The sequence below is a fragment of the Citrobacter meridianamericanus genome (assembly GCF_041320245.1).
GTDB classification, from domain to species: Bacteria; Pseudomonadota; Gammaproteobacteria; order Enterobacterales; family Enterobacteriaceae; genus Citrobacter; species Citrobacter meridianamericanus.
Genome location: NZ_CP101036.1, coordinates 3,188,569 through 3,203,958, shown reverse-complemented (window position 1 = coordinate 3,203,958; position 15,390 = coordinate 3,188,569). Strand labels below are relative to the sequence as shown.

General features: G+C 51.8%; 12 protein-coding genes, 2 tRNA genes and 6 pseudogenes. 9 read left to right on the top strand and 11 right to left on the bottom strand.

What is annotated here, in order from left to right; translation table 11 throughout:
* Position 1: 1 nt before the first annotated feature.
* The 6 genes and pseudogenes from NMD08_RS15780 to NMD08_RS15755 all read right to left on the bottom strand — a co-directional run.
* Positions 2–922 carry a DUF4150 domain-containing protein gene (locus NMD08_RS15780; RefSeq protein WP_247751099.1) on the bottom strand — a complete coding sequence of 307 codons (921 nt, stop codon included), beginning with the start codon at positions 920–922 and terminating at the stop codon, positions 2–4.
* Positions 919–1,959 carry a hypothetical protein gene (locus NMD08_RS15775; RefSeq protein WP_252838169.1) on the bottom strand — a complete coding sequence of 347 codons (1,041 nt, stop codon included), beginning with the start codon at positions 1,957–1,959 and terminating at the stop codon, positions 919–921. The genes NMD08_RS15780 and NMD08_RS15775 overlap by 4 nt, the downstream gene beginning before the upstream one ends.
* Entirely contained in the window at positions 1,956–2,981 is a 1,026-nt protein-coding gene (locus NMD08_RS15770; protein WP_370618510.1) for a DUF2169 domain-containing protein, read from the bottom strand. Before NMD08_RS15770 ends, NMD08_RS15775 begins: the two co-directional genes overlap by 4 nt.
* Positions 2,982–3,036: 55 nt before the next feature.
* Positions 3,037–3,273 (bottom strand): hypothetical protein, encoded by a 237-nt coding sequence (locus NMD08_RS15765; RefSeq protein WP_016149962.1) that lies wholly within the window; start codon positions 3,271–3,273, stop codon positions 3,037–3,039.
* Between the two features lie 24 nt (positions 3,274–3,297).
* Complete coding sequence (locus NMD08_RS15760) at positions 3,298–4,530, bottom strand: hypothetical protein (RefSeq protein WP_252838171.1); 1,233 nt, start codon at positions 4,528–4,530, stop codon at positions 3,298–3,300.
* Positions 4,531–4,544: 14 nt separating this feature from the next.
* A pseudogene (locus NMD08_RS15755) lies at positions 4,545–5,351 on the bottom strand (type VI secretion system Vgr family protein); the annotation flags it as partial.
* Between the two features lie 3 nt (positions 5,352–5,354).
* Here NMD08_RS15755 and NMD08_RS15750 point away from each other — a divergent pair.
* From NMD08_RS15750 to NMD08_RS15735, 4 genes and pseudogenes are all read left to right on the top strand, one after another.
* Positions 5,355–6,617 (top strand): annotated as a pseudogene (locus tag NMD08_RS15750) (type VI secretion IcmF C-terminal domain-containing protein); the annotation flags it as partial.
* Between the two features lie 10 nt (positions 6,618–6,627).
* The gene (locus NMD08_RS15745; RefSeq protein ID WP_370618507.1) at positions 6,628–7,962 is read left to right on the top strand and encodes a VasL domain-containing protein; all 1,335 of its coding nucleotides are present in this window, start codon (positions 6,628–6,630) and stop codon (positions 7,960–7,962) included.
* A 28-nt stretch (positions 7,963–7,990) separates the two neighbouring features.
* Complete coding sequence (locus tag NMD08_RS15740; RefSeq protein ID WP_252838183.1) at positions 7,991–8,470, top strand: Hcp family type VI secretion system effector; 480 nt, start codon at positions 7,991–7,993, stop codon at positions 8,468–8,470.
* Between the two features lies 1 nt (position 8,471).
* Positions 8,472–9,491, top strand: coding sequence for a hypothetical protein (locus NMD08_RS15735; protein WP_252838184.1), 1,020 nt, complete (start codon positions 8,472–8,474; stop codon positions 9,489–9,491).
* Here the strand turns inward: NMD08_RS15735 and NMD08_RS15730 are convergent.
* On the bottom strand, positions 9,485–10,246 hold the full coding sequence (locus NMD08_RS15730) for a hypothetical protein (RefSeq protein WP_252838185.1): 762 nt from the start codon (positions 10,244–10,246) through the stop codon (positions 9,485–9,487). The genes NMD08_RS15735 and NMD08_RS15730 overlap by 7 nt on opposite strands.
* Before the next feature lie 352 nt (positions 10,247–10,598).
* On the opposite strand from NMD08_RS15730, the gene NMD08_RS15725 reads away from it, so the two are divergent.
* The gene (locus NMD08_RS15725; RefSeq protein WP_370618504.1) at positions 10,599–10,847 is read left to right on the top strand and encodes a hypothetical protein; all 249 of its coding nucleotides are present in this window, start codon (positions 10,599–10,601) and stop codon (positions 10,845–10,847) included.
* A 174-nt stretch (positions 10,848–11,021) separates the two neighbouring features.
* Here NMD08_RS15725 and NMD08_RS15720 read toward each other — a convergent pair.
* From NMD08_RS15720 to NMD08_RS15710, 3 genes and pseudogenes are all read right to left on the bottom strand, one after another.
* A pseudogene (locus NMD08_RS15720) lies at positions 11,022–11,273 on the bottom strand (Arm DNA-binding domain-containing protein); the annotation flags it as partial.
* A 161-nt stretch (positions 11,274–11,434) separates the two neighbouring features.
* Positions 11,435–11,510, bottom strand: a tRNA-Asn gene (locus tag NMD08_RS15715).
* A gap of 99 nt (positions 11,511–11,609) precedes the next feature.
* Positions 11,610–13,098: pseudogene (locus NMD08_RS15710) on the bottom strand (EmmdR/YeeO family multidrug/toxin efflux MATE transporter).
* 160 nt (positions 13,099–13,258) lie between these two features.
* On the opposite strand from NMD08_RS15710, the gene NMD08_RS15705 reads away from it, so the two are divergent.
* A tRNA-Asn gene (locus tag NMD08_RS15705) sits at positions 13,259–13,334 on the top strand.
* Between the two features lie 43 nt (positions 13,335–13,377).
* Here the strand turns inward: NMD08_RS15705 and NMD08_RS15700 are convergent.
* A pseudogene (locus NMD08_RS15700) lies at positions 13,378–14,070 on the bottom strand (MFS transporter); the annotation flags it as partial.
* Between the two features lie 29 nt (positions 14,071–14,099).
* Here NMD08_RS15700 and NMD08_RS15695 point away from each other — a divergent pair.
* The 3 genes and pseudogenes from NMD08_RS15695 to NMD08_RS15685 all read left to right on the top strand — a co-directional run.
* Positions 14,100–14,372 (top strand): annotated as a pseudogene (locus tag NMD08_RS15695) (LysR substrate-binding domain-containing protein); the annotation flags it as partial.
* A gap of 271 nt (positions 14,373–14,643) precedes the next feature.
* A complete protein-coding gene (hinT, locus tag NMD08_RS15690) occupies positions 14,644–15,003 on the top strand; it encodes a purine nucleoside phosphoramidase (RefSeq protein ID WP_016156204.1) in 360 nt (119 codons plus the stop codon).
* Positions 15,004–15,005: 2 nt separating this feature from the next.
* Positions 15,006–15,380, top strand: a complete 375-nt coding sequence (locus tag NMD08_RS15685; protein ID WP_151220019.1) for a YcfL family protein — start codon at positions 15,006–15,008, stop codon at positions 15,378–15,380.
* The last annotated feature ends 10 nt before the right edge of the window (positions 15,381–15,390 follow it).

Below are 15,390 nucleotides of genomic sequence, written 5' to 3'. Positions count from 1 at the left end.
ATTAATTGTCCCCTGCCAGTAAATCCAGTAATGATTCACCATCCGCCACGCCTGTTTCTCGTCTGACACATTCCCACAGTTCGCTTCCCGAACACGATTTAATGACCTGATTAAACTCCCGGTGATACCCCATCGTATCCTGCGCGTAAAAATCCTGTACTACCTCTGGTTGATCTATACCGGCCTGATAAAATGAAATTTTATGCGCACGGTTTCCCTCAACCAGCCATAACTGAGCGGGATTTTGTTGATATAAGCTCATCAGCTCACGCTGTTGTTCCTCTGTACTTAGCAGATAGCCAGAATTATCACTGTTTCCCGTCATTACCGACTGATCGGTGGTAATGGCCTGTAGATACGATGTCGCCACCACAATATGCCAGGGTTTTGTCATAAACGGCAGGCCGTTAACACCCGGCGCATCCTGTAACTTAATAATTGGTTTGTAATCTTTCGGTTCGGACAATGGCTCCTGGGCAGACTGCACAAATGCATCATCTTCCAGGTCCGGAACCGGTGGAAGTGGTGCCTGCATCAGTCCCGCCATGTTCATCGTATTCCGGTGATTCATAAACAGTTTGTCAGTTAAGCGACACGCCGGTTTTCCCTCAAAAAATACATCAAACGAGTGCGAGATCCAGTCTGTTTCGGCTCTATTTGTCCCCGATATCACGCCGCCCATGCTCCCCGGTTCATCAAGCACACTACGAGCAAACTGCGAGCCCATATTGGCTATCATATTGCCGCCATCAGCAAACACGCTCGTCGTTCCCTTTACTAGGTCCGATGAATATGCTTCGTTTTCGTATGCCACCGGCACGCCAAAGGGCGGGGTTTTGCACACATCCGGCATCGTATTGTGGCTGACACCGTCGCTGCCTTTATGGCACAGCGTGAGTCCATTAATGTTAATTGTTATCATTCTTCCGCTCTCCCTGACATGACTATTGCGCTGCGTTGCCCGTCATCCGACGAGGAAAGCAGCAGCGTATCGCCGGGCTGTTCTGACGCATGAAGCCGCCATGCGGTTAGCGCTATATGCATCAGCAGGCTGGCGCATCCCAAATCGCCTGACGCCAGAACGGGCGTTTCCCGTATCATATCGTCATCGATATACTCCCCCAGCGCCGACAGGGTGAACCCCAATTCATCCGCGCGATAAGGTTCGCCATTGGCATCACTCACAATATGATGCAGTGACGTGATTTTTGCTGTTTCCAGCGCCCGGAACGCCGCTGCACGCAGCCCCGCGCCCAGGCAGACGCCTTCATCTGAATACCGGATATTCTCCGTAGCCTGCCCTGTGCCACGAATATGGCACCATGGTGAATATTTGCCGGAGGATGATGCTATTACCAGCGCCGCCGCTCCCTCAGACGGGACCCGTCCGTAAGGGTTCTCCCGCGCAATGCGGTTATATAAGCGGTGCGCACCGTGCAGTAAATTCTCCTCTTCCAGCCATTTCAGGGTCGGCGGAGATAACCATGAATCAACAGCCAGCAGAACGCTGACGGCGCCTTCCGGCAATGGCGTTTCTGTCAGCTTCTTCATCAGGGCAACGGTTTCCGCACGTCCGCCATGCAGTGCCGTTACCGGGCAGTTGTTCCAGCCCGTGTTTTCCACCACGGCTTCCTGAGCTGCCTGCGTTAACGTGGGATCAATTCCCGGTCTGTTCAGCGGGGGAAGTAACAGGCCCACCTGCGCTGGCGGCGTTTGCCTCAGACCGGGCAGAGAATTCATCAGATCCATCAGTACCTGACGAAGCAATAACCGGAAGCGCTCGTCCAGGGGCGCAGAGGCGATTTCCGGAAAATAGCAGGCTTTTACCGGTATCCGGCACCGGTCAGTCCACTGAAGGTGTTTACGCGTCAGAGAAAACTGGAGGTAATGAGCAATATCGGCCAGCGCCAGCGTGGGGCCGGAAGGAAATGTACAGGCGGCGGCAATAACTGCGGTCATAATAAAGCCTCCCATTCAGGGAATGTCGCGGGAAGCATTTTTGCCCTGACAAACAGGTCACGCTTGTCTGAAACCGTGGTGGATTCGAGCTGATTAATCTGGTGATGGCAGGGAAGCGTGCTATGCCAGACCAGGCTGACGCGGGGAAAATCAGGCTCAATAATCACACTGTGCAGTACCGCCCGGTGATCGCATATGCTTTCATCATAAAACCGCGTCCGAAATGCGGGCACGATACAGGGGAGTGAAAAAGTCAGTAATCCACCATGACCATAGCCGGGGGGCGTCATATTGCCCAGGCAGACGATTTCACCACCTTTTAATCTTCCTCCGGCATACAACGGTTGTGGCGCATACTGCCAGTAACGTTCATCCATATCATCAGGCAGGAGGGGAGCACGGTTACGTTGCCAGTCTGCGTCATACGTTCCGGCAAACTGTAAACGACCGGGCCAGTGTCGCGGCTGTGGGCCAAATCCGGGGAAATTATCTTCCCCGCAGAATTCAATATGCGGTAATGCCGATATGCCGGTTTCTGGTCGTTCGTCAACGGAGATGCCATCAGGATTGTAATGACTGCCGCAGAATGAGAAAAAAGCGCCCCGGCTCATATTGTGATAGCTGAGCGGCATTCGGGTAAACGCGGCGGGTTGACCATACTCTCTGCCGTTCCAGCGCCGCTCGCCATAAACACGGGCAAGCCGGATCATGTTGCCGACCTTCAGGCCGACAGGCAGCATAGTAACGGCTTTTCCATCCGGAGAATGGGCGCATCCGTTCAGCACAATGTCGGTGGCAGCTTTTGTCGGGCCGGTGTCCGGTTCATAGCGTAATGTAATACCGTCATCCTGAAATACCGCGCCGCTATGAACCGGAGGCTGAACCGCAGACCGTTTTGTCACACCGTCAGGCAGAATATCCCACGTTGCTTTCAAAACAATGGTCCAGATTTCTTCGCCCGAACCATTTCGGATCCAGCTTCCTTTTACCGCATAGGGCGTCTGGTTTTTTACCTGCCACATTCTGCTGCTCCCGTTACTGTTGTTTTTCCATCCGGCAAGATTGTCGTAAGACGACTCAGTTCACTTCAATGCGCCCCCCGGACAGCCGGTTAACACCTTCCGCATCGCTGAGAATGTACTCACCTTTGATGACCACCTTGCCGTTCGGGTAAAGCGTGATGCGTGATTTGCCGCAGCTCAGGGTGATTTTTTGTTGTGCCGTAAAAACCAGTTCTTCCGGTATGTCCGGTTTTTTATCCGTCAGTTGGGTGCTCTCATCACGCAGGATGGTCTCTTCTGAAATATGTTGCATTGCCGTTTCCTCATTCATTTTCACTTACCCTTTCTGGCGTTCCGCGGGCAGGGCCGCCCGTTCAGGGAATATCCCCAGACGCAGCAGCGCCAGGGGCCGCAGATTCAGATACCCCTGCCGGAGTACCCGGTTCAGCCCCTCCGGTGAGGTCAGTTGCCCGCACAGATACGGGGTATTGTGGGCAAAATTTTCTCCCTGAGTTCGCCACCAGTCTGCAAATGCCGCGCGTTCAGGCCAGCCCACGCCCTGCTCAGGATCGCGCGCCGGAATGTCAGCGGAATCGGGGGAAGCAGGGGAGTAAACATCGTCATCTCTTTTACGCAACCAGCCGTCCTGCTCAGGCAACGAACCCGTGATCGCAATGACGGATAGCACGCTCAGACGGGCGTATTCAGGCGAATCAAAGTAAGTCAGCAGGGAAGGGATGTATCCGGGCAATCCGGACCAGCCCATCGCCTGTATCCGTAAGCGGGTATCCGGGCCTTCTTCGGTCAGCACACTTAACTCGCTGTGGGGAAGACCGGCCTGGCAGGTCAGCAGCGACCTGACGGCATGAAGCCGGATATCATCGCGTTCACTGTGGGCCAGTTGAACAAGATGCCTGATGGCGGTTCCGGTATGCTCATCGGTCAGCGGATGTGAACATAAAACAGCGCGACACCCTTGCAGGATGAGTTCATCCCGACCAGAGGAAAAAACCGTCTCCAGCGCCGGGACAAATAGTGGAGAAGTGCTGCGGCACAAAAAATTAAGCAGAAAATCAACATATCTTCCCTGTTCAATGAGTGTCTGGATCTCCTGCTGGCTGAACGCAACAGAGGCAGCCAGATCGCTTCTGACTACCGCCACATAAGCCCGGCAGGCAGGAAGCGACAGCATCAGCGGCCATAAAGCGGATTGTGCCGGCATCCAGCCCGCAACAGAAAGCAATACGGGTAACAGGCGGGGCAGCGCCTGCGACAGTCCGATACACCCTGACAGCAGAAATTCGTCATCCGTACTGGCGGCGAACAGCGCAGTGGCAAACAATTCTCCCGCAGACAACGGCTCCTGAAGCTGCCCCCGGAGATAAGCGGATGACAGTCCTTTCAGTAACGTCATCCCTTTCAGACATTTCAGCATTCGCTGATCAAACCGGGTCAGATCGCCGGGTGTGTGTGAATGCGAGGACAACAACACTCCGCGCATTCTGTGGTTCTGTGCCAGCATATCAGCGTATTGTTCTGCAAGTAGAGGACGTACTGTCTGACTAAGCATGAAGCGACCCCCGGTCAGTTAAAATGAACCGTACTGGCGACACCTTTTATACTGTCGTCGGCTTTAAACTGGATCTTCACGCCATTCAGCAGGATCGTGCCATCCTTGTTCATTTTCAGGACGCATTCCCCCACTTTGATGGTCAGACTGTCCGTTACCGTCAGGGTATAATCCTTCCCTACGGTAATATTCTGTGATTTTTCCACCGCCTCGGTATCGTCGCCGGTTACTTTACTGTTCTGATCATTACCCACATCTTTCTTGCGATCATGGGTAACGCTTAGCGTCTGATCGTTTCCTACGCTCGTACTCTGGTCATGCGTAACGCTGAGTGTCTGGTCGTTCCCTACGCTTGTACTCTGGTCATGAGTAACAGTGATTGTCTGGTCATGACCGCCCGCATTTTCCTTACCGACTGTTACCGTCTGGCCGAGTCCCACCGTTATCTTCTGGTTATTACCGATGGTCTCCGTATGGTCCACTTTCACATCCGTCGTCCGGTTATTCAGTACTTCGGTATCCATATTCTTCTGCGCGTGGATATAAACCTGCTCCTGGTCCGTCGCATCCTCAAACCGCAGTTCGTTAAACCCGCCGCCTTTGTACGTTTTCGACCGGATGGTCATTTGCGTCTTCGTTCCCGGCAGGCTGCCCGGAGAGCGGTTATCCTGGTGATACGTGCGCCCCATGATGATGGGCTGGTCAGGGTCGCCGTTGAGGAAATCCACTATCACTTCCTGGCCGACGCGGGGTATCGCCAGGTGACCAAATCCGGCACCGGCCCATGGCTGTGACACCCGTATCCAGCATGAGCTGTCTTCGTTGACCGCACGGAGATCCAGCGCCAGCTGACCGAGCAATATCTTGGTGACTACACCGCCACCTGGCGCGCCGGAATGGATAACCTCAATGTACGTGATTATGCGTCCGTCGCGGAACTCACCGGGGCGCTGGAGCAAATCATCAGCGGCGACCAGCCGCTTCAGCGGGCATTAACTGCGCTGCGTGACAACACTCATGCCATCATCCTGCCGGACACGCTGGATGATAAAGAGCGTGAGGAGGCGCGGAACGCGCCGGATTACCCGTTGCTGACGCGTCTCGGTCACGAGTTTGCCCCGGAAAACAGCACGCTGGATGCGCAGAAAGACAAAGAAAGCACAATGCAGGCGGTTTACCGGCAACTGACGGAGCTGCACCGTTACCTGCTGGCGATACAGAATGCGCCCGCGCCGGGAAAATCGGCCCTGAAAGCCGTGCAGTTACGGCTTGACCAGAACAGCAGCGACCCGATTTTCGCCACCCGCCAGATGGCAAAAACGCTGCCCGCACCGCTCAACCGCTGGGTGGGTAAGCTGGCGGATCAGGCCTGGCATGTGGTGATGGTGGAAGCCGTCCACTACATGGAAGTGGACTGGCGTGACAGCGTGGTGAAACCGTTCAGTGAGCAGCTGGCGGATAAGTATCCGTTTAACCCGCGTTCGCCGCAGGATGCGTCGCTGGATGCATTTGAACGCTTCTTTAAACCCGGCGGCGTGCTGGATACGTTCTACGCGCAGAACCTGAAGCTGTTTGTTGAGGGCGGCGCAGAGGTGAACGGCGACGATGCCGTCGTTATTCGCGAGGATGTGCTGCAACAGCTGGAGCGGGCGCAGAACATCCGCGACATCTTTTTCAGCAGGCAGAACGGTCTGGGCACGCAGTTTGCGGTGGAAACCGTGTCGCTCTCCGGCAACAAGCGGCGCAGCGTGCTGAACCTGGACGGCCAGTTAGTGGACTACAGCCAGGGACGCAACTATACCGCCCATCTGGTGTGGCCGAATAACATGCGCGAAGGCAATGAAAGCAAGCTGACGCTGATTGGCCTCAGCGGCGGCGCGCCGCGCAGCGTCAGCTTCAGCGGGCCGTGGGCGCAGTTCCGGCTGTTTGGCGCAGGGCAACTTACCGGCGTGCAGGACGGTACCTTCAGCGTGCGCTTTAACGTGGACGGCGGGGCGATGGTGTACCGGGTACATACCGATACCGAAGACAATCCGTTCAGCGGCGGGCTGTTCAGCCAGTTCCGTCTGCCGGATACGCTGTACTGAGGAGACAGGGATGAATGACAACTTACTGACGCAGACGATTGTGACCGGCAGCGACCCGCGTGGTCTGCCGGAATTCAGCGCCATTCGCGAGGAAATCAACAAGGCCAGCCATCCGTCACAGCCGGAGCTGAACTGGAGTCTGGTGGAGTCGCTGGCGCTGGCGATTTTTAAAGCCAGCGGTGTGGATTTGCATAGCGCGAGTTATTACACCCTGGCACGCACCCGCACGCAGGGTCTGGCGGGATTCTGCGAAGGCGCGGAACTGTTGGCGGCAATGATAAGCCATGAGTGGGACACGTTCTGGCCGCAGAACGGAACCGCACGCACGGAAATGCTCGACTGGTTCAATACCCGCACCGGCAGCATTCTGCGCCAGCAGTTGTCCTTCACGGAGGCCGACCTGCCGCTACTGTACCGTACCGAACGGGCGTTGCAGCTTATCTGCGACAAGCTCCAGCAGGTGGAACTGAAACGCCTGCCGCGCGTGGAGAACCTGTTGTACTTTGTGCAAAACACACGCAAACGGCTGGAGCCACGGCCCCGGAACAGCATGGATTCGCAGGCCAAAACCACTGTCAGGACGCTGGTCTATGCCCCGGAGAGCGCTGTTGCCGCCACTTCAACAACGGCGGAGATTGTCCCGCCGTTGCCTGACCTGCCGGAAATGAAGGTGGAGGTTCATCCGCGCGTGGCGGGAAACGTGCCGCATCCCGGCATGAAAGGCTTTGCAGCAGGCGCTGTCTGTACTGCCATTATCGCTGTCGCGCTCTGGTGGTGGCAGGTGTATCCGATGCAGCAGCAACTGGCCAGGGTAAACGACACTGCCCAGGGGGCCGCCACGGTCTGGCTGGCGTCTCCCGACCTGAATAGCTACGGGCAGCGACTGCAACAGCTTCCGGATGCGTCCCCACTGCAACTGCTGGAAACCGGCATGCAGATGGTCCGGACGGCCGATAGCCGCTGGCCGAATAGCCTGCAACAGCAGCAGGCGACCGCGCAGTGGAATGAGACGCTGAAAATCCGCGCACAGAACAGTCCGCAGATGACCGGCTGGCAGCAGACCCGCCAGGATTTACGCACGTTTGCTGAACTGTTGGTTCAGCGCGAGCAGGCAAAAGAGGGCTTCACGCTTTCTTATATCAAGACGGTGGTTTACCAGGCTGAGCGGACGCTGAACCAGGAGACGCCGCTTGAGTCGCTGCTGACGCAGTATCAGGAAGCCCAGGCAAAGGGGCAGACAACCGGCGTTCTGGAAAAACAGATAAATGAACGGCTGGATGGCGTGTTAAGCCGCTGGCTGCTGCTGAAAAATTCAACCAGCCCGGATGCGGCTGACAAACATTAATTCATACTATTTTCAGGGAGATTACAACATGGCAAATCCGGTTTACCTGACATTAAACGGGCAATTTCAGGGGCTGATTTCGGCGGGATGCTCATCGCTGGCCTCCATTGGTAACAAAGCGCAGCTTGCACATCTGGATCAAATTATGGTGACAGAGTTAAATCATGGTTTAAGCCGGGCGCAAAACGTGAATCACCAGGAACTGAGCATCCATAAACCCGTGGACAAATCTTCGCCTTTGCTGAGTAAGGCTATTAACGAGAATGAATGCCTGACCTGTGATTTTGATTTTTATCGCACCAATCGCTTCGGCATTAATGAACTGTATTACAAACTGAAACTGATCAACGCCAGAATTTCCAGCATTAATCTGGCGGTGCCGGATACCATTCTGAACGGCCAGGGCCAGCCGGAAGAATCGGTGTCGTTTATTTATGAAAGCATCAGTTGGGAGCACTGCATTGCCGGAACCAGTGCATATAGTCTGTGGAGCGAGCGGATCTATTAGGATGCTGGATGTCAATAACCAGATAATCGATCCTGTCCGGATCGCCGATGCTTTTTGCAGACAACATCCGCAGGTGACGGCGAATATTGAGCAGGCGCGCCTGATGAAGGGGAAGGCATTTCCGGACTGGCCGAACTGGTGTTTTTTACCGGTCACCCGCTGGCTGATGTTGTATATGGGGGGACAGAAACGTGAATTTACCCCGGCGGTCTGGCTGGAAATCCAGAAACTGTCTGTGCTGGGAACCTGGCGCTACAGCAAAGGAATTTATACTCCGCATCCGTCACTGCTTAATGTCCTGGCTGAAACGCCACTTTCCGATAGCCTGCCGGTTGATGTCTTTTTACATTTTCCCGAATGGTGTATTTACGTCAGTACGCCGGGAATGTGTATGCAGGGAGAGGAATTGTACGGATTCTGGGCAATGGTTAACAAGAATGATGTTAAAAATGATAAATCGCTTTATCTGCTGTTGAACCGGGAGAATGGGTTAAAGCTGGAGTCCTTTCGGCTTAAAACGGGTTCCGTGAATACCATACTTGAAGATATGTTTCACCAGGGGCTGGACGCCAGTGGCGCAACACCCGAAACGATTGACGCACTGAAGCATTCGGAATACCTGTCAACATATCTGAAAAACCAGGCCCGAGATGTCGGTCGATTATTATCGATTCTGCTGTACATCTGTTCTGACGAGCCGGAAATTGGCAGCGAACGCCAGCCCGGAAGTTACCCGGCAAGGCCAAAACCTGTAAAAACCAAAAAGGGGTTCAGGCTGTTTCCGGCAAATGGCCCCCGGTACTGGCGCGTGGGTGAAAATATGGGGGAAATGCTGGCGACAGCATTCGCTGAAACAGATGTCAGTGCTGCAACCGGGCGGCAGGTTCGCGCACATTTACGGCGCGGACACTGGCATGGTTTCTGGTCTGGAAAAAGAGATGAGCCGGAGGCGCGAGTATTTTCATATCACTGGCTGCCGCCACAGATTATTGGCGGCAGACGTAATAAGGTTGTTTACTGATAGCGGTTGACCAGATCTTTAACCACTGTGGCATAGGTTTTCTGTCTGAGCTGGGTAATTTGCTGATCTGTTACTGCCGTTTTTCCTGTCATGGCAGGCAGAATGCTGTATTCATAGTTAACCGGAGACCAGGTGGCCCATTCCCCTGTTGCCACATCCACAAGCGCGAAGCGAACCAGATAGCGTAGTGACGTGGTGTCATTCAGTTTTTCATTACGGTAATCTGACCAGCGGGTACTTTTTGTTGCTGTATCATATATCCCGGTCTGTAATGCGTCCCAGTAAACGATGATTGCCTTCTGATTGCCTTTTGCCGCAATATAACGTAATGCCTGCATATAATTCATATTTTCACTGACATCGGCTTCCCGTTCCTCATTTTTAAGCAGCTTATTGCCGGAAATTGGTTTTTGTCTGTCCGGGATGCCGGAGAATGTTGATATCCGGTAATATTTTGCCATTTCCTGTTGCATTAACATTTCGGGCGCGCGGTTTCCTGACTGGACCAGAATTATGGCTGAATTTAACGGTACACGAAAACCTTCACCATCCAGTGCGGCCTGAATATCTTCTTCTGAAATGGACAGTGTGGTCTCATTGCCGAAAATGTCTTTATCGGTGAGTGGTGTTGTATCTTTATTGACGCTGTTTACTGGCACCGATTTCCCGCTTTTTTTTGCATCAATGGGAGAGCGGGAACATCCCGTTAACAGTAATGCTAATGCACATGAAAATATCACTAACCTGATATTCATTTTTATATTCCTTTATCGTGTAATAACTTGTTTTTGACAGAAAGAAACACCTGGTTATTATATCCTTATACCAGTGTTGTATATACTTAAATAAACATTCATCTCTTCAATATTTGTTATCTTAAACATACTCTTTTTTCTATCTTATCGCTAAAAAATAACCTTGAGACTCTCTTTTTGATTTTGTGCTGAGTGGCGGTTGCACTTTAAGATGAAATACAACCTCTGGAAAAATAAGAAAGGAGAAGTTATGAATGCTTTCCCCTGCTATAGCAATAATTCTTCCATGCCGGTCTGGCTTACCATTGACGAAGCCGTTGGTGTTATTAACTGACGAAAGGGAGCGAATATTATGGTCAGTGAAGTCTGGCGTTATGCCCTTTATGGCCATCTGAAACTGTCTGTCTATTTCCAGTCCCCTGTAAAACTGCAAAAAATTTGTATGAATGGCAGCAATCAGAATGAGATTTATCTGGAAACGATTAGCAATAATATCAGTTACAGGCTCTGTTATTTAAATGATTGTTGTATTCGCTATGAGGATTTCCGTCGTGTTAAAACTGATGGCGTATTGATATCTCCGGCATATCAATATTATTGACACTCCTCTGACAGGTTGCGAATATACTGAAGCTCAGAAACGACTTGCGAACTCACTGAGTCTGCTGCAACCAGTTTCTGGTCAACATAATTACTATTAAGGTATTTTTGTACGGGAAGAAGGGGCAGTTTTTCAGGTTTTTGAGCAACGTACCTGGCAGGAACACATTTCCCACTGTAGCGCAGGATTGATATTCTGCGCCAGTAGTTTACGGATACCGTCGCGCTGCTGGCGGGCGTCGGAAAGCGAGACCTGCGGATAGGCACCTAATGCGATACGGGATTCTTTTCGGTTGAAGCGATATTTGAGGTACCAGAGGCGTGAACCGCCCTGATTGACAAGCAGATACAGACCGTGTGAATCAGTCAATTTAAAGGGTTTATCAAGAGGCTTGATACTGCGGATTTTAGCGTCGGACAGGGACATATGGTGGTCACTCCATTATCGAACTGAAATGACCCCAAATCAGACCACCAATTTTGCCGGATGCGGAGGGAAAACCAGATACGCATCGGGAAAGATTTTCATGCTGACTTATTGAAACCTAATCATATAGGGACTTCTAAGCACACCTGAAAACAGGAATTTGGCTCCTCTGACTGGACTCGAACCAGTGACATACGGATTAACAGTCCGCCGTTCTACCGACTGAACTACAGAGGAATCGTGTGAACGAGGCGCATATTAGCGATACCACTCAGCGTTGTCAAAGCCTGAATCGATAAATTCAATCGTTTGCCGAAATATTCCCCATTTCGCCGATTATTCAGACGCAACAGGTTGTTTTATGCACTTTTCCTGTTCGGGACGCGGGTATTTCCATAGCCAGCGGCCTGTGACCATACGCCTGTAAAATAATGCGGCGCGTACGGCCCAGTCGAAGAACATCCCTAACCAAACGCCGACTACCCCCCATCCTAATACGATTCCCAACGTGTATCCTGCCACAACACGACAGCCCCACATGCCCAACATCGATACCCACATGGCAAAACGTACATCACGTGCGCCCTTAAACCCTGACGGTAGCACCCATGAAGCCGCCCATATCGGCATAAATGCTGCGTTGAGCCAAATCAGGACGACTATGACCTCTTTTACATCCTGATCGTGGGTATAAAAATGAGGCCATGACGCCGGCGAAAGGCGCAGTTAGCCAGGCGATAGCAGTTAAGCCGATCGTGGATAGCCAAAAGATATGGCGTAACTGGATTTCAGCCTGTGCAATTTGACCATTTCCCAGACGTCTGCCGGTAATGATTGTCGATGCGGAGCCTAAAGCATTCCCCGGCAGGTTGATTAGCGCGGCAATAGAAAATGCAATGAAGTTTCCCGCAATGACGCTGGTTCCCATGCCGGAGACAAACATCTGTGTTAGCAGTTTACCGCCATTAAACAGTACTGACTCGATACTAGCCGGAATACCAATTCCCATAACCTCCCAGATAATGGCGAGATTAAGCGGCTTAAAATAGCTTTTGAAGGGAATCCGCAGCGCCGGATTAAAACCAATCATCAGCACCCAGATAATGGCGAACGCACCGATGTAGCGTGAAATGGTCAGTCCGAGTCCCGCACCCACGAATCCCAGTCCTTGCCAGGAAAAGATCCCATAGATCAGAATGCTGCTGATGATGATATTCAGAATATTCATGCCGCCATTAATCAACAGCGGTATTTTGGTATTTCCAGCTCCACGCAGTGCGCCACTACCGATCAGCGCAATGGCTGCCGCCGGGTAGCTGAGCACCGTCAGCTCCAGATAGGTTAGCGCTAAAGCCTTAACGTCGGGCGTTGCTTCACCAGCGACAACGTCAATAATCTGTTTGCCAAAATAGTGAATGACCGCAGCCAGCACGGTAGCAAAAATCGTCATGATCACCAGCGATTGTCTGGCAGCCGATCTGGCTCGTCGGCGATCTCGTTTTCCCAGGCTAAATGCTACTACTACCGTAGTACCCAGGTCGATGGCGGCAAAAAACGCCATAATAACCATATTGAAACTGTCTGCGAGACCAACCCCAGCCATTGCTTCTTTTCCCAACCAGCTCACCAGGAAGGTACTCAGAACGCCCATCAACAGCACACAGGTGTTTTCCAGAAAAATGGGGACCGCGAGCGGAGTGATTTCACGCCAAAAGAGAACCTTATAACTCTTGCGTTTGGCATACCAGGGCGTGCGGGAAGCAACCTGGCGGAAGGCAGCGGAGACGTTCAAAGTGGACCTTAAAGAAGAAAGTTGAAACCTCATTTCAAATGATGAGGGAGAATCCAAAAAGCTGCAAAGTTTTTTCCATTTAAAATGTCTGGAAATGCAACAAACTGTCGAGAGAAGCATCAATTGATACTTATGCGAGGAAATGGGGTTTGACAAAATTTTTTTCGCCGCTAAGATAAGCCTCCACAACGATTCCTCTGTAGTTCAGTCGGTAGAACGGCGGACTGTTAATCCGTATGTCACTGGTTCGAGTCCAGTCAGAGGAGCCAAATTTAAGAAGCCTGCTCAGGAAACTAAGCAGGCTTTTTGTTTTCAACGCGTCAAATGGGCATCAAATTTTTCGCTGGCCTTTACCCTAATCAGGGGAGCAAGCAGCATAATCATGCCCAACATGGCGGCCATCCCGGTATATACAGCAGGAAAACCTGTGATTTCAGCCACCAGGCCTATAGGTGCAGGGGCCATTAGCGTACCCAAATAACCGATCGTGGTGACGATGCTCATTCCCGTGTTGGTCGAAATATCAGGCTGGTTTCCCGCAGCGGAAAAAGCAATCGGTACCAGATTGGCTATGCCAATACCGGCAATAGCGAAGGCAACGGTGGCTTGCCAGGGATGACTAGCCATTGCGGCTGTCAGCAGCCCAAGCCCAGCTAACAGACTGGATGAGCGCATCACGAGAATGGCATTAAAGCGGTTACGAATAAAGTCTCCCATGAAGCGAAAGATTGCCATTGTTCCCGCAAAGCAGGCAAAGGAAAGGCTTGCCGTTTCTGTAGTCGCATTGAGATTTTTCAATAAATAACGTGACGACCAGTCCACAACAGCACATTCCGGGATCATGGCGAGCAGGGCAATAACGCCTATAAAGTAGATCGTGCATGAGCGATGTGGCTGCTTTCCTTTGATTAACCGTTTTATTTTTATCGATTTATCTTTGATGATATGTGGATATACCGACAGCGTGATCGCTAAGGAAATAGCACTAATTAAAAACAGGTGCATGAAGCACATGTCTTGCGGAACAAACCTCACTCTTTCTACAAAGCATCCAACTTAGCGCTGAACCGGTCTCTGTAACAAATGACATGACTACGCTATTGGCATTGGTTGCCGGGGGGATCGGAGTCGCCTTTTTACCCACAAGTGTCCGGCATTTTTTGCCTGCCGAAGCGAGACTATTGATGCTCACTGAAAAACAAATTCGCTGGAACATTGGTGTGGCATGGAACCCCAAAATTAAAAACCATCGGCGGGACGATTTTTTGCGCCTGGCGGTGGCCGGAGAGGCCGATATCGTCATGTAGCCGTTATACGCCCTGACGAGAAGGTAACGGCCACGCATTGATGCCTGACGTGTAAACCGCTTTGGGTATAAATGAAATAGGATTTCAGTACTATGCTTAAGCAATAGCGACGGGAAATGGTTATAAGAACAGCAGTGACAGGGCTTTTTGCTTAAAAAATCGAGGGTTAAAGTTGAAAGAGCGTGAGTAACTCGCTCATACTCTATACTCGCAGAGTTACCCGGCGTAGCATGGCATAACGCTTGGGCTGTTAATGAAAAAGGAAAACGTCGTGGCAGAAGAAACTATATTCAGCAAAATTATCCGTCGTGAAATTCCGTCGGATATCGTGTACCAGGATGAACTGGTCACCGCGTTTCGTGATATTTCCCCTCAGGCACCTACGCACATTCTCATCATTCCTAACGTATTGATCCCAACCGTCAACGATGTGACGGCGGAACACGAGCAGGCGTTGGGTCGCATGATTACCGTTGCGGCAAAAATAGCCGAGCAGGAAGGCATTGCTGCGGATGGGTACCGTTTAATCATGAATACCAATCGTCATGGTGGTCAGGAGGTGTATCACATTCATATGCACCTGCTGGGTGGCCGGGCGCTTGGTCCAATGCTTGCGCATAAAGGTCTGTAAGCATGACCAGAGGATGCATTGCACTTTCACTGAGCTTGCTGCTACTGGCTGGCTGTCGAACACATCCTGAAATTCCGGTTAGTGATGAACAATCACTGGTGATGGAATCAACGATTCTTGCGGCGGGCATTACAGCGGAACAGCCGACGTTAACCACGTCTGATATTCAGGCCTCAGCATCCTCTCGACTTTATAACGAAAGACAAGAGCCCGTTACCGTTCATTACCGGTTTTACTGGTATGACACCAGAGGACTGGAAATGCATCCTCTGGAAGCGCCGCGTAGCGTGACTATCCCGGCTCATTCGTCGGTGACGCTGTACGGCAGCGCCAATTATCTGGGGGCGCACAAGGTTAGACTTTATCTTTATTTGTAAGGGGTGAATC

Coding starts and splice junctions, on each gene's coding strand:
- NMD08_RS15775 (WP_252838169.1), bottom strand. CDS start 1,959: ATGACCGCAGTTATTGCCGCCGCCTGTACATTTCCTTCCGGCCCCACG.
- NMD08_RS15725 (WP_370618504.1), top strand. CDS start 10,599: ATGGTCAGTGAAGTCTGGCGTTATGCCCTTTATGGCCATCTGAAACTG.
- NMD08_RS15735 (WP_252838184.1), top strand. CDS start 8,472: ATGCTGGATGTCAATAACCAGATAATCGATCCTGTCCGGATCGCCGAT.
- NMD08_RS15745 (WP_370618507.1), top strand. CDS start 6,628: ATGAATGACAACTTACTGACGCAGACGATTGTGACCGGCAGCGACCCG.
- NMD08_RS15730 (WP_252838185.1), bottom strand. CDS start 10,246: ATGAATATCAGGTTAGTGATATTTTCATGTGCATTAGCATTACTGTTA.
- NMD08_RS15770 (WP_370618510.1), bottom strand. CDS start 2,981: ATGTGGCAGGTAAAAAACCAGACGCCCTATGCGGTAAAAGGAAGCTGG.
- NMD08_RS15765 (WP_016149962.1), bottom strand. CDS start 3,273: ATGCAACATATTTCAGAAGAGACCATCCTGCGTGATGAGAGCACCCAA.
- NMD08_RS15685 (WP_151220019.1), top strand. CDS start 15,006: ATGACCAGAGGATGCATTGCACTTTCACTGAGCTTGCTGCTACTGGCT.
- NMD08_RS15760 (WP_252838171.1), bottom strand. CDS start 4,530: ATGCTTAGTCAGACAGTACGTCCTCTACTTGCAGAACAATACGCTGAT.
- NMD08_RS15740 (WP_252838183.1), top strand. CDS start 7,991: ATGGCAAATCCGGTTTACCTGACATTAAACGGGCAATTTCAGGGGCTG.
- NMD08_RS15780 (WP_247751099.1), bottom strand. CDS start 922: ATGATAACAATTAACATTAATGGACTCACGCTGTGCCATAAAGGCAGC.